Below are 12,455 nucleotides of genomic sequence, written 5' to 3' on the forward strand. Positions count from 1 at the left end.
GCAAAGCAGCAGGGCCACTGCCCCGCCGCCTTGACATGATTCAAGAAAATGACCAGCTTACTTACTGCCGTCCGTGGCGCATGAACCATGCCCTTTACACGCATTCTTGCCATCACCGCCCTGGCCTTTACAGGAATTTTTGCCTTTGCATGCATGCTTCTCTTTACCGTCAGCAGTTTTGCAGTTGGCCTTTTCCATCTTGGCGTTATCTTTGCCATTGCAGCCAGACTTGCCTTCATCCCCAGCAAATGCCGGGCTTGCACTCATCACCGTTGCAGTGAACAAACCTAACAATGCTGCGCTGGCCAATTTTTGAGTCGTTTTCATACTATCTCCTAAGGATTCAATTAAAAAGTTAAACAGAAAATGTGTTCTGTAACCCTTAGTCGAGGCAAGCAACGCGGCCTTACAGATTTTTTGAAAATAATTTAAAAATAGTTGAGTGCTTGCAAAAGGCGGCCAGAACAGCGCCGTCCTGGCAACAAAGATTGTGTCAGTGCCATGTTAAACTGGGGCCAACATTTCACAGGCAATCGGCATGATTCAATACAACCCCAAAGACTGGCTGACCTTCATCTTTCGTTTTCACGAGTCAGATACCTTCCGCCAACTGATGCCGATGATGCTGCTGATTGGCGCCTATGCCGGAGGCGTCGCCTATCTTGAAATCGAATACTGGAAGCTGGCCGACAGCAGCCATGTCAAAAATCTGTCGCTGATACACACCACCGTCGGTTTTGTCTTGTCCTTGTTGCTGGCCTACCGCACCAATACCGCCTACGACCGCTGGTGGGAGGGCCGCAAAGCCTGGGGGTCGCTGGTCAATAATAGCCGCAATCTGGCGATCAAGCTATCGGCTTATCTGGGCGATGACCATGACCGTGATTTTTTCAGAAAAATTATCCCCACGTATGCCACCGTGCTTTCCCAACATTTGATGAATGCCGAGGTCAGCAAAATGCTGTTTGAAGGCCTGGATCTGGACATTGACCACCATGAGCACCACCCCAACCAGATCGCCAAGCGCATTTTTCAACAAGCCAACCTGCTTTATACCTCAGGCAAAATCAGCGGTGACCAGTTTTTTATCCTTCATGACGAACTCAAAGCCTTCACCGAAGTGTGCGGGGTGTGCGAACGGATCAAAAACACGCCCATTCCTTACTCTTACAGCGCGTTCATCAAAAAATTCATCTTCTTCTACGTGATGACGTTACCATTCGGCTTTGTGTTTAGCCTGGGCTATTACGTGATCCCGGTGGTGGTGTTTATCTTTTACGTCTTAGCCAGCCTGGAGCTGATTGCCGAAGAAATTGAAGACCCGTTTGGCACCGACACCAATGATTTGCCTACCCCAAAAATGGCGGCAAATATCAAAAAGCACGTCGAAGAGCTACTTTAAACGTCATAACAAGTATTTATGCTCATCATATTTGTTATGATGTAAGTGCATTTTTGTTAAAGCCTGCGCTCATGAACTTAAGTTTAGTGCATCGCGCAAACACCCACTCCCGGTAAACTGGCAGCGATACCTCCATGCTGAACGACCTGAAAAATATCCTCGCCTCCATCAAAATGACTGATGTGCATCTCTGGCTAGGCCGTCTGATCATCTGGTCGGCGGCCATCATCACCGGCCTGGTCATTGTGTTGTTTGCCCGTGCCACCGAGTATGCCATCGCCTGGTTTGATCAGATGCAATCGGCGCTCTGGTGGCTACCGCTCATCGTCATGCCCGTGGTAGGCATTTTTATTGTCTGGGCGACCAAGCGCTGGTTCGCCGGCGCTGCCGGCAGCGGCATCCCGCAGACCATGGCGGCGCTGTCGTACGCAGAACATCAGCCGATTGGCCATTTGGTATCGATTAAAATTGCGGTCTCCAAAATGGGGCTGGTCATCCTCGGCCTGGCCGCAGGCTTTTCCGCAGGCAGAGAAGGGCCTTCGGTACAGGTGGGGGCCAGCATCATGCATGCCTTTCGCCGTTTTTTGCCGCAAACCTTTCAAATCGACCCTAAACACCTGATTCTGGCCGGTGGGGCCGCGGGCATTTCGGCGGCGTTCAATACCCCGCTGGCAGGGATTATCTTTGCCATAGAAGAGCTCAGCCGCAAATTTGAGCAAAGAACCAATGGCGTGATGATTTCGGCCATTGTCTTGTCCGGGCTGGTTTCGATTTCATTGCAAGGCAATTACACCTATTTTGGCAGCCTGAGCGTGAGTCCGATTGATACGCAAATTTTGCTGCCCGTGCTGATTGGCGGGCTGGTGTGTGGCGTGTTTGGCGGCATCTTCAGCAAAACCCTGATCGAACTCACAGAAAACCTGCCCGGCAGAATCACCCGCTTGCGTACCCGTCACCCGCTGTACTGGACGGGCTTTTGTGCGCTGCTGGTGGCCGGACTGGGCATTGTCAGTCATGGCGCTGCCAATGGCTCAGGGTATTCACTCACTAAAGCCATGCTCAATGGCTCCATCAATGAAACCTGGTACTACCCTGTGGTCAAATACCTCTCTACCATCTTCACCTATTTAAGCGGGATCCCCGGCGGCATTTTTGCCCCGGCGCTCTCCATAGGCGCAGGCATAGGCTATGACTTAGCCAGCATTTTTCATTACCACCACCTCACCATTGCCTTTAGTGCCTTGTGCATGGCCGGTTTTCTGGCTGGCGTGACGCAAGCGCCCATCACCTCGTTTATTATTGTCATGGAGATGATAGACGGCCATGAAATGGTGATCAGCCTGATGGCGGTGTCACTGATTGCCACCGTCACCTCGCGCATTTTCAGTCGACCACTTTATTCGGTGCTTGCTGGCCAGTTTACCGCTGGTCCGCCCGATCAAAAGCGGCTAGATCACCCCTGAGGTCAAGCAGCGCACGCCAAAGCGCACACAGCATTCGCGCATCGCATAAGGAGTGCGCGCAGAATAAAGGGCGAGGCACCCGTCAGAGAACCCAAGCCGACCAAGTTTCAGCGTAAACTGGAGACCACAATGACCGCGCAGGTAGGCAGGCGAATCGTTTGCCCGCCTCGAAGATGCCGTGCTTAGTCAACCTCACAACGTCAGGAGTCCGCCTTATGGAAGCGTCACTACACAGCCTCAACAATCTGTTTGCCCAACTCGGCTTGCCGAATAGTGATGCCGAGATTGAACAGTTTATCCACACGCATCGTCAACTGGCCGGCACCATTTCACTGGCGGATGCCCCGTATTGGACACCGGCGCAAGCCGCTTTTTTAAGAGAAGAAATATTGAAGGATGCGGACTGGGCAGAGGTCATCGACCAGCTGAATGCCAGGCTACATGCCAAATAAGGCAGAATGACTGTGCGGCTAAGCCTGTACAGCCTCTGATAAAAAAGCCGCACTAGGTGGCTTTTTTATCGGGCATGTCTGCCGTGCAAGGCCTGATACATCACCGGCAAAATAAATAGCGAAATCACTGACGAGAAGAACAGCCCCCACACGATCACTGTCGCCAGCGGGCGTTGTACATCCGAGCCCAGCCCCGTCGCGAGTGAGGCGGGCAGCAAGCCCAAGATCGCGACCAATGAGGCCATCATGACTGGCCGCATGCAAACGCTGGCCCCCTCAATAATCGCGGTATGCAAGGCCTGCCCCGGCGTTGAATAGTTTTTAATGGTTTTAACCATGAGTACCCCACTCATGATCGACACCCCAAACACGGCGGCAAAGCCAACCCCGGTAGACACATTCAGATGCATGCCGCGCATGAACAGCGCCAACAGCCCGCCCGCCAGCGCGGCGGGCAACACAGACAACACCACCAGCGTATCTCGATAGGATTTAAAAAAGAAAAACAGGATGGCAAAGATGATGGCCATGGTCAGCGGCACCAGCACCTTGAAGTGGTTGGCAGCACGGTCCAGATTTTCATACATGCCGATCCAGCTCATCCGGTAGCCGTTTGGAATCACCATTTTTTGTGCCAGCAACTGTTGCGCTTCGGCGACGAAGCCGCCCTGATCGCGGCCACGGATGTCGCTGCGCACGGTGATTCTATGCTTGCCATCACCGCGGGCGATAATCGTTTGCCCATCTACCACACGGATGGTAGCGACCTGCGACAGCGGGATCGTCACGCCATCGGTGTTGGTCACCGGCAAGCGTTCTATGGCATTGACAGAGCTGATGGCCGCCTTGTCAAACTTGGCCACAATATCAAACCTGCGCTCGCCTTCGTAAATCACGCCCACGGGTGCACCGCCAATCGCATTATCAATAAACGCCGAAAGATCATGAATATTGACTTTGTAGCGCGCGCACAAGGCACGGTTGGGCGTAATCACCAGCTGCGGCTGCGGCCCCTCCTGCTCAATGTTCACATCCACCGCACCGTCCACCGTTTTCAGCCAATCCTCAGACTGCCTGGCCAAGCCCAGTAACACATCAAGGTCTGGCCCGGAAAACTCCACCGCCATATCGGCCGAGGTGCCGTTAGAATCTTCTGTCACACTATCGATGATGGGCTGGGTAAAGTTGAATCGGGTGGTTGGAAACTCATTTCTAAATGCCTGCCCCAGGGCAACAATCAACTCGGCCTTGGTGGCAAACTGCTGCCAGCGCTCATGCGGTTGCGGCACAATCATCATCTCGATCCGGCTTGGCGGATACGGGTCAGTGCCGCTGTCATTGCGGCCGGTCTGAATGGTGGCATACTTCACCTCCGGGTACTGCAGCGCAATTTCGCGCAAGCGCTTGCCAAACAGTGCGGTCTGCTCAAGCGATGTCCCCTCCGGGAAATTGGCGCGTACCCAGACCACGCCTTCATCCATATATGGTAAAAACTCACTGCCGATTTTGGGCACCACCCACACCAGCAGCAAGATCAGGCTGGCAAACACCGCCAGCAGCGTTTTCGAGGCATGGCGCAACAAGTGCGTGATGCCACGGCTATACCACTGATTCACGCGCTCGAGGACAGGGTTGTGCCGCTCCTTGAATCCCTGTTTAAAGATCATGGTCGCCAGCACCGGCACCACAAAGAAGGAGAATAAACTGGCGCCTATCAGTGCAAAAATAATGGTCATGGCCATGGGCCGGAATAACAAGCCCTCAATATGCGTCAGCGAGATCAGGGGCAAAAAGCCGCCAATAATCAGCAAAATTGAAACGAATACGGGTTTTTCCACCTCCAGCGTGGCATTGAGCACCGTGAGCTCCACCGATGGCGGATCCGCGACATGATTGCGCTCATCCAAACGTCTGGCTATGTTTTCAGAAATGATGATTGCCCCATCCACCAGCACACCGAAATCAATCGCACCCAGTGACAGCAAGCCAATCGGGATATCGGTCAAATACATCACCAGCAAGGCAAACACCAACGCCACCGGAATGGTCAAGGCCACCAGAATAGCCAGCGAGGGCCGCCCAAAAAACAAGAACAGCACCAGCAACACCAGCGCAATACCTAACACCACGCTATGCGTCACCGTATGCAAGGTGCTGTTGATCAGCTCACTGCGGTCATAAAACGGCACCAGCTGGACGCCCTTGGGCAGCATGCCGTCGTTCAACTCCTGTATCGCCTGTTTGACCCTGGCCAGCACCTCGGACGGATTTTCGCCTTTTCTGAGCAAGACGATGCCTTCGACGGATTCATCCACCGTATTCTTGCTAAAAATCCCGGCCGGAATCTTTTTGTTGATTTGCACACTGGCCACATCGCGCACGTAAATGGGCTGGCCATCGATATTCTTGAGAAAACTATCCTCAATATTTTTCTTGCTCTTGATCGCACCTTCACCGCGAATGACAAACGACATACTGCCTCGCGACAGCAGGCTGCCGCCCGAGTTGGCGTTGTTTAATTGCACCGCCTCAATCACATCATTCACCGACACATCGTAGCGACGCAATTGCGAAGGATTCAGAATAATGCCGTACTGTTTCTCATAGCCGCCGAAATTGGTGACCTCGGCTACCCCATCCGCCCGTAACAGCCTGGGGATCACCACCCAGTCATTCAGGGTACGCAACTGCACCAGGTCGCTGCCCTCACCGCCGGTCAGCTGATAGCGCACCATCTCCCCATACGCCGTCGCCAGTGGCCCCAGCTCAGCCTCAGCCCCCGGCGGCAACGTAAACAGTGACAGTTTTTCCTGCACGCGCTGCCGCGCCCAGTAACTTTCGGTGCCTTCCTTGAAAATAAGCTGAATCACCGACAAACCAAAGATGGTTCGCGAGCGGACGGTCTCCACATTGGGGACATTTTTCATCAGGATTTCGAGCGGCACAGTGACCTGGCGCTCGACATCCTCGGGTGCCTTGCCCGGAAACACCGTAATGATCTGCACCATTTGCGATGAAATATCCGGATAGGCATCGATTTTCATGCGCGAGAGGGAATACAGGCTCAGGAGACTCAGCGCCATCAGCACGCCGATGACGATCCATTTGTACTGCAATGCCTGGCGAATCAATTTCGCCATCATGATGCAGCACTCTCGTCCGCATTCACAATCTCTACCGCCTTGATGGCCAAGGGCTTGAGCAAAATGGCGCCATGCGCAATGATGGTGTCGTTTTCTCGCAAGCCGGACAGGACTTCAACCGATTTACGATCAAAATTATCGCCGATGGTCACTTCCACCAGCTTCCAGGTATTCGGCTGGCTCAAGACAAAGACATAATCTTTTTTATTGAGATGAATCAGGGCCTCATTCGACACCAGCATTTTTTTGCGCTGCTCAGTGCCTAACTGGATATCGGCAAACATGCCGGGCCTGAGCTGATGCAGGCTGTCCTGCAGCGCATAGTAAATGCGTAAGGAACGCTTCTCAAATGACACCAGCGGAGAAATACTCGCCAGCTTGCCCGCAAACGGTTTATCCGCATTGCCGTAAAACACGGTGGTCAGGGCCTGGCCCGCATACACCTTGCCAGCATTCATTTCCGGCACATCGCCCGCCACCAGCACTTCATCCGCCTTCAGGCGGATCAGCAAATCAATGTCTATGCCCTGCTGAAACAGCTGACGTTCCGCATCCGCACGGTTGTTTCTTGCCTGGTTTAAAGCGCTCTGAATATCAAATAGTGCTTTCTGCCCTTCCAGCTGCGCCTGTAGCAAATTGGCTTCCGACAGGCTCAAGTCTCTGGCAGCTTCTGTGCCGATATCCACCAGTTTTTTCAGGCGCTCCACCTCTATCCGTTGCGAGTGCAACTTGGCCTCGTTCAGCTCGGCAGTTTTCTTGTACTGCTTGCTCAAAAACTCGATTTCATTGCCATCGTTTTTCCAGTTGGCATACAAACTGGAGATTTGCTGATTGATGAACTCATACTGCTCATCGTCGGCCGCGCTGGTCGGTTTTCGTTTGGCAATAATGCTGCCAGTCACGGTCAAGTCCGGCAAACTGACCGCTTGCAGTTGCAGCTGCTCGCGCAGAATCTTGCGATTAAAGGTTGAAGCCGGATCAATCAGGATTTGCCCGTTCCGCAACAGCGTCACTGCCTGCCCCTGCTGGGCCGGTGCCGACGCGACCGCCGGTTTGGCCGAGTGTGCGGTCATATAATAAAGCCCGGCACTTACCATCCCCAACAACACCAGTGCAACCAGGGCGCCTTTTTTTTGTAATTGACTCATTTTAAAACCTGCTTCCCAATGGCTGCATTCAAAGCGTAGAGCGAATGCCAATAGTTGGATAACGTCATAATGTGTACGCGATTGGTTTCGCGGTAGTTTCTTTGCGCATCCAACAACTCGAACAGACTCTTGCCGCCCAGCGCGTAAGCCGCTTTCATCTTGTCACGGATCACTTTAGAAACACCCAACTTGGTGTCTGCCTCATTGACCAGCACCAGATACGAAGCGTCATAGATGTGGTAATTACGCTCGATTTCAGACCTGAGCTCAATCAGCTGCGTATCCAAATCCAGCTCACTCTGTCTTTTGAGGGATTTGGCCTTGGCAATATTGCCCTGGTTGCGGTCAAATACCGGCAACGAAACATCCACGCCTATGCCCCAGGCATTCTGATCCGGGAAACCAATCGCCTCTTTCTGAAACTGGCGAGTCACCCCTAAATGGGTCACCACCGAGGGATAAGCCTTGACCTCTTCGAGCTCGATATTGCCGACTGACTGTTCGATTTGCCGCTTTAGCATGGCGATATCCGGCCGGTTTTCCTCGGCCATCTGGATCAAATGCTCAGGATCACTGATCGGCTGCGGATGCTCAATCTCCAGGCTGCCAACCACGTGGATGACTTTGTTCTTTTGCATGCCCAGAAAGGCCTTCAGGCGGCTAATGGCATTTTCCACAGCCACCCGTTTGGCGCGCAACTCGGTTTGGCTGGAGAGCAAAGACAAATTCACTCTATCCAGCTCGATAGACCCGGCCCCGCCGATTAACACCCTTTTCTCCGTCAACGCTTTCAGGGCCGCCAGCTCGGTGAAATCCTCCTGCGCCAGCGCTTGCAGATTTTGCGCCTCCAGCACATCGTAAAAAGCTGCAATCGCCCCAGCAATGCGCAACCGGATAGTGTCATTCACACTCGCTCTGGCCACCTCCACCCCGAGTTGGGCAGCACGCATCTCTGCCGCACGCTTGCCAAACACAAACCAATCAATCGGATATGCCACCCCGAGATCAAACTGCGGAGGGCCGCCTTGGCGATTGACGTTAAAAGACTGATTCAGCGGCATCAAGGTATTGGAGACGTTCATCACCGGGTTAGGCGGCAACTTGGCCGTGACCAGGTCCGCCTCGGCCTGATAAATGCCTTCCACCGCAGACTTGATTTGTGGGTCTGCCTGAAGTGCGAGATAGATGGTTTTGTTGAGATCGAGCGCCGTGTCTTCCAGCTGCTCAGCAGCCAGCGGTGAACGATGTTGATCGGGTAGCCGGGCCGAGAGGCCGTCTTTGACAAACGCGGGCGGCACGACATACCCTTCAGCAAAACCGGGGCTCTGCAATGCCATCGGCATGATCAGCAGCAGGAGTCTGGCGTAGAGGCGTAATAACTGCATAAAGGAGAAGTGCAAATGTCGTTCATCATGAACAGCTTTTATGAAGAATTTATTACACTCTTTCTAAAAGCTGGATTTTTAGTGTTTCTAAGTGAGCGTTGCCAGGATTGACGGCATCATAATTTTTATTGCGTTTGACTTCCCTGAATTATTCTTCAGGGAATATGATGCATTAACCATTTAATATGCTTGGCGCACGCAGCAGCAAATGACCACTACTCAGTAATACGGATGATAGAGATGCAACCATGAAAATTCTGATCGTTGAAGACGATTTCAAAGCCGCCAAACTCATTGCCAGAGGCTTGATGGAAGAAGGCTTCAAGGTTGAGATTGCTGGCAGTGTCAGCCAGGCGCTGGATGCGTTGATGCATCCCTTTGACTTAATGATTCTGGATTGGATGCTGCCTGATGAAGACGGATTAAGTTTATGCATCAAACTGAGAAAAAATAAAATGGAGCTACCCATTTTGATGCTGACGGCAAAAAATGCCATCAATGACAAAGTCAGTGGATTGAACAGCGGCGCGGATGACTATCTGGCAAAACCGTTTGCATTTGATGAGCTGCTGGCCAGAGTGAATTCACTGCTGAGAAGACAACGCAGGTCGCCATCCACGCTACTCTCCGAGCACGGGGTCATCCTGAACTTGCGCTATAAAACCGTCATGCGCCGTGGTCATGCCATCACGCTTTCACCCAAAGAGTTTGATCTGCTCGAATTATTGATGTTGCATTCCGCGCAGGTGATTTCCCGCAAAACCATTGCACAACGTCTTTGGCAGCAGGACTGGATTGCAATCGACAACCTGATTGATGTGAACATCAAGAATCTGCGTCAAAAACTGGAGCTTCCAGGACAGCCAAAATTGATTCATACCCTACGGGGAGAAGGCTTTATTTTTGAAGAAAGAGCCAGCATTGAAAATTAACTTTCGTCAGAAACTCACTCTGACCTACCTGACACTCATCCTGGTCATCGTATCGCTCACTGCGCTTTTCTCATGGTGGCAACTCTCCATCGCCGCCAAAAATCAATTGGATCATGCCCTGCTTTCCCTGGCGGAAACTGAAGCAGAAATGCTGGTCTCCCTGCGGGATCGCTCAGATATCCGCATTCATGACTGGCAACATGATAAAGACCGGATTGCATTAAACAGACTGGATAGACTAGTACAGATTGTGGATGAACATGGCCACTCCCTCGCCAAGAGTCGCAATCTGGGGGAGGCCAACCTCCCCATCACGCCTCAGGCGCTCAGGCAGCATCACCGTGCCAGCTTCGAAACCATTGATCACTTTAATAACGAGCCCTTACGCGTAGTGGTGTTTCCCGTTTACAAAAACGCTCATTATTACTATGTGCTGGTGGCCGGGTCCATGGATGATATTGATCGCATTCTCAATACGGCAACCATGATCTTCATGCTCATGGCCGTCGCGCTCGCCGGTGCGATCTTATGGGCAGGCTTGCTGCCCATAGACCGTATTCTTAAAGTGATTCAACGTATCGTGTCACAGACCAGAAATATCCATCAGGAAAATCTGCATCAGCGGCTCTCCAATGACCATGCGGATGACGAAATAGGCGAATTGATTAACACCCTGAATGCGATGCTGCAGAGACTGGAAAGCGCTTTCGAGATCCAAAAAAACTTCACCTCCCATGCGTCTCATGAACTGAAGTCGCCCCTCTCCAGAATGCGAACAGATATTGAGGTCGCGCTGAGAAGACCCCGAGAGAAAGAGGCGTATCAAGCAGTCCTGATGTCCTGTCTGGATGAAGTCGATCATTTAACAAAAATGCTGAATAGCATGCTGCTATTGGCGCAACTGGATGCCAATATGGAGACGCTGAACAAAGAGGTTTTATCAGTCAGCGACTTGATGACCGAAGTGCTGCACCAGGCTCGCCAACGTCTGCAACAACGCGATTTAAGCGTCACCACGGTGATCCCCGCCGAACTATCCATTGTGGCTCAAAAAGAGTTTGCATTATTGTTGATTGGCAACCTCATCGACAATGCCATCAAGTTCACTTTAAACAATAAAATCATCGTTGAGGCCATCCAATACCAAGGGGGCGTAGTGTTGAAGATTATTGACTTCGGTGCCGGGATTCCAGCCGATGAAGCCCCCTTTATTTTTGACCGTTTTTATCGTGGCAGAACCGTACTCAAAAATGCGATCCCCGGCAGTGGGCTGGGGCTGGCGTTAGTCAAAACGCTGGCCAGGCATTGTCAATGTGAGATCACCCACTCGCCGAATCCAGAAGGTGGATCAATCTTTACGGTATGCTGGGCACCGCCGCAACGGCCACTACCGCTTTGAACTTGAATGCTGAGCATTAAAATGTCATCTCTTTACTCTGCCCCAAATATCGTGAGACACCACTACACGCTACCCCCAGCACACAGCATCGTAAGGTTGCAAAGCTTAAGCGTCACCGAACAAGCCCGGCTGCTGCCACAAGTGTTTGCCCTTGCCCGCGAGCAATACCCGGAATGGCCCGCAGAGCAGTTGCCTAATTGGCTGGCTGCCTTGGCGGGTGGCAATGCCAACGGCACCAAAATGGCTGTGTCGGTGGTGCTGGATGCGCAGGGTGAAGTCGCTGCCGCCAGTGCGCTGGAGCTGTATCGCAACGGCACCGCCATGATCAACTACAGCCTGGCCCGAAAAAGTGTCGAGCGTGCTAGTACCGAGCGTGCTAGTGCCAAGCATAGTAGTCCCGAACAGAGCGCCGCGCTGATTTACGCCGCGACCAAAGACATGGCGGCGGGGATTCAAGCGTTGCAGGCACAAGGTGAACCCATCCAGTTTGTCGGCAAAGAGCATCATTTGCAAAGCCTGCGTGCGATTGCGGGCTATTATGCGGTGGGCCAGGTGCCGATTGACGGCCCGACCTCTTTGCTCACACGTGAGGTGAAATATTACGAGGTTGCCTATGGCGACCCGAGTGAGGTAGAGAAACAAGCCAGAATAGACCATGCGATGATGCTGGCTGACCCTAAAGCAGGCTATGCCGAGGAAGAGAATGTGCACCTGTGGCTGCTGGGTGACTTTATCCCCAGCGCGCCCAACAAGCCCTTGGCCGAATCGCTGCGAGCGCTGGCAGACACCTATGCCCAAGAGCACAGCATCTTCCGCGAAAAAGACATACGCTTAGACCCTGGCTACAGATCGCTACACCAGCTGGCTGACCATTTGCCAGCAACGGCCACCTATCAACAAGCCGTGCAGGCCTCGGCGGTGGGCGCGGCGCAATGGCTGGGCTTGATTGAATAACAGCCTTGCCACCGTTTGCTGCGCACCCTATCCATCGCTACGACACCAATGAGTATCGTGCATTCAAATTGAACCAATCATTTCAAATGCTATTCAATAAACAAGCGCTGCCTGGGGATTTACATTCCCCCTGTGTGCGCTTATTTTCCAATCTCTAAAGATGCGCTTGATAGACAG

The 12,455-nt window shown here is 52.5% G+C and carries 10 protein-coding genes; 6 read left to right on the plus strand and 4 right to left on the minus strand.

Annotated elements, in window-relative coordinates; translation table 11 throughout:
- Positions 1-57: 57 nt before the first annotated feature.
- Complete coding sequence (locus GOC95_RS13825; protein ID WP_194748904.1) at positions 58-327, minus strand: hypothetical protein; 270 nt, start codon at positions 325-327, stop codon at positions 58-60.
- A 211-nt stretch (positions 328-538) separates the two neighbouring features.
- On the opposite strand from GOC95_RS13825, the gene GOC95_RS13830 reads away from it, so the two are divergent.
- From GOC95_RS13830 to GOC95_RS13840, 3 genes are all read left to right on the plus strand, one after another.
- Positions 539-1,402: a bestrophin family ion channel gene (locus tag GOC95_RS13830; protein WP_275357838.1), complete on the plus strand. Its 864-nt coding sequence runs from the start codon at positions 539-541 to the stop codon at positions 1,400-1,402.
- 134 nt (positions 1,403-1,536) lie between these two features.
- On the plus strand, positions 1,537-2,865 hold the full coding sequence (locus GOC95_RS13835) for a chloride channel protein (protein ID WP_275357839.1): 1,329 nt from the start codon (positions 1,537-1,539) through the stop codon (positions 2,863-2,865).
- Positions 2,866-3,080: 215 nt separating this feature from the next.
- Positions 3,081-3,317, plus strand: coding sequence for a DUF2789 domain-containing protein (locus GOC95_RS13840; RefSeq protein ID WP_194748910.1), 237 nt, complete (start codon positions 3,081-3,083; stop codon positions 3,315-3,317).
- 65 nt (positions 3,318-3,382) lie between these two features.
- Here GOC95_RS13840 and GOC95_RS13845 read toward each other — a convergent pair whose 3' ends face one another.
- Genes GOC95_RS13845 through GOC95_RS13855 form a run of 3 tightly spaced genes read right to left on the minus strand, consistent with a single transcriptional unit; the run spans position 3,383 to position 8,993 of the window.
- Positions 3,383-6,460, minus strand: a complete 3,078-nt coding sequence (locus tag GOC95_RS13845) for a CusA/CzcA family heavy metal efflux RND transporter (protein ID WP_275357841.1) — start codon at positions 6,458-6,460, stop codon at positions 3,383-3,385.
- A complete protein-coding gene (locus GOC95_RS13850; protein ID WP_275357843.1) occupies positions 6,457-7,608 on the minus strand; it encodes an efflux RND transporter periplasmic adaptor subunit in 1,152 nt (383 codons plus the stop codon). The genes GOC95_RS13845 and GOC95_RS13850 overlap by 4 nt, the downstream gene beginning before the upstream one ends.
- Complete coding sequence (locus tag GOC95_RS13855; protein WP_275357845.1) at positions 7,605-8,993, minus strand: TolC family protein; 1,389 nt, start codon at positions 8,991-8,993, stop codon at positions 7,605-7,607. The genes GOC95_RS13850 and GOC95_RS13855 overlap by 4 nt, the downstream gene beginning before the upstream one ends.
- A 248-nt stretch (positions 8,994-9,241) precedes the next feature.
- On the opposite strand from GOC95_RS13855, the gene GOC95_RS13860 reads away from it, so the two are divergent.
- From GOC95_RS13860 to GOC95_RS13870, 3 genes are all read left to right on the plus strand, one after another.
- Positions 9,242-9,925, plus strand: a complete 684-nt coding sequence (locus tag GOC95_RS13860; protein WP_275357847.1) for a response regulator transcription factor — start codon at positions 9,242-9,244, stop codon at positions 9,923-9,925.
- A complete protein-coding gene (locus tag GOC95_RS13865) occupies positions 9,915-11,324 on the plus strand; it encodes a HAMP domain-containing sensor histidine kinase (RefSeq protein ID WP_275357849.1) in 1,410 nt (469 codons plus the stop codon). Before GOC95_RS13860 ends, GOC95_RS13865 begins: the two co-directional genes overlap by 11 nt.
- A 96-nt stretch (positions 11,325-11,420) precedes the next feature.
- Positions 11,421-12,278, plus strand: coding sequence for a hypothetical protein (locus GOC95_RS13870; RefSeq protein ID WP_275357851.1), 858 nt, complete (start codon positions 11,421-11,423; stop codon positions 12,276-12,278).
- The last annotated feature ends 177 nt before the right edge of the window (positions 12,279-12,455 follow it).

It is taken from the genome of Methylophilus sp. YYY-1 (genome assembly GCF_029132825.1).
Lineage (GTDB): Bacteria > Pseudomonadota > Gammaproteobacteria > Burkholderiales > Methylophilaceae > Methylophilus > Methylophilus glucosoxydans.

Excerpts from the sequence above, each read along its gene's own strand:
- GOC95_RS13845 (WP_275357841.1), bottom strand. The coding sequence starts at position 6,460 with ATGATGGCGAAATTGATTCGCCAGGCATTGCAGTACAAATGGATCGTC.
- GOC95_RS13850 (WP_275357843.1), bottom strand. The coding sequence starts at position 7,608 with ATGAGTCAATTACAAAAAAAAGGCGCCCTGGTTGCACTGGTGTTGTTG.
- GOC95_RS13860 (WP_275357847.1), top strand. The coding sequence starts at position 9,242 with ATGAAAATTCTGATCGTTGAAGACGATTTCAAAGCCGCCAAACTCATT.
- GOC95_RS13835 (WP_275357839.1), top strand. The coding sequence starts at position 1,537 with ATGCTGAACGACCTGAAAAATATCCTCGCCTCCATCAAAATGACTGAT.
- GOC95_RS13830 (WP_275357838.1), top strand. The coding sequence starts at position 539 with ATGATTCAATACAACCCCAAAGACTGGCTGACCTTCATCTTTCGTTTT.
- GOC95_RS13840 (WP_194748910.1), top strand. The coding sequence starts at position 3,081 with ATGGAAGCGTCACTACACAGCCTCAACAATCTGTTTGCCCAACTCGGC.
- GOC95_RS13825 (WP_194748904.1), bottom strand. The coding sequence starts at position 327 with ATGAAAACGACTCAAAAATTGGCCAGCGCAGCATTGTTAGGTTTGTTC.
- GOC95_RS13855 (WP_275357845.1), bottom strand. The coding sequence starts at position 8,993 with ATGCAGTTATTACGCCTCTACGCCAGACTCCTGCTGCTGATCATGCCG.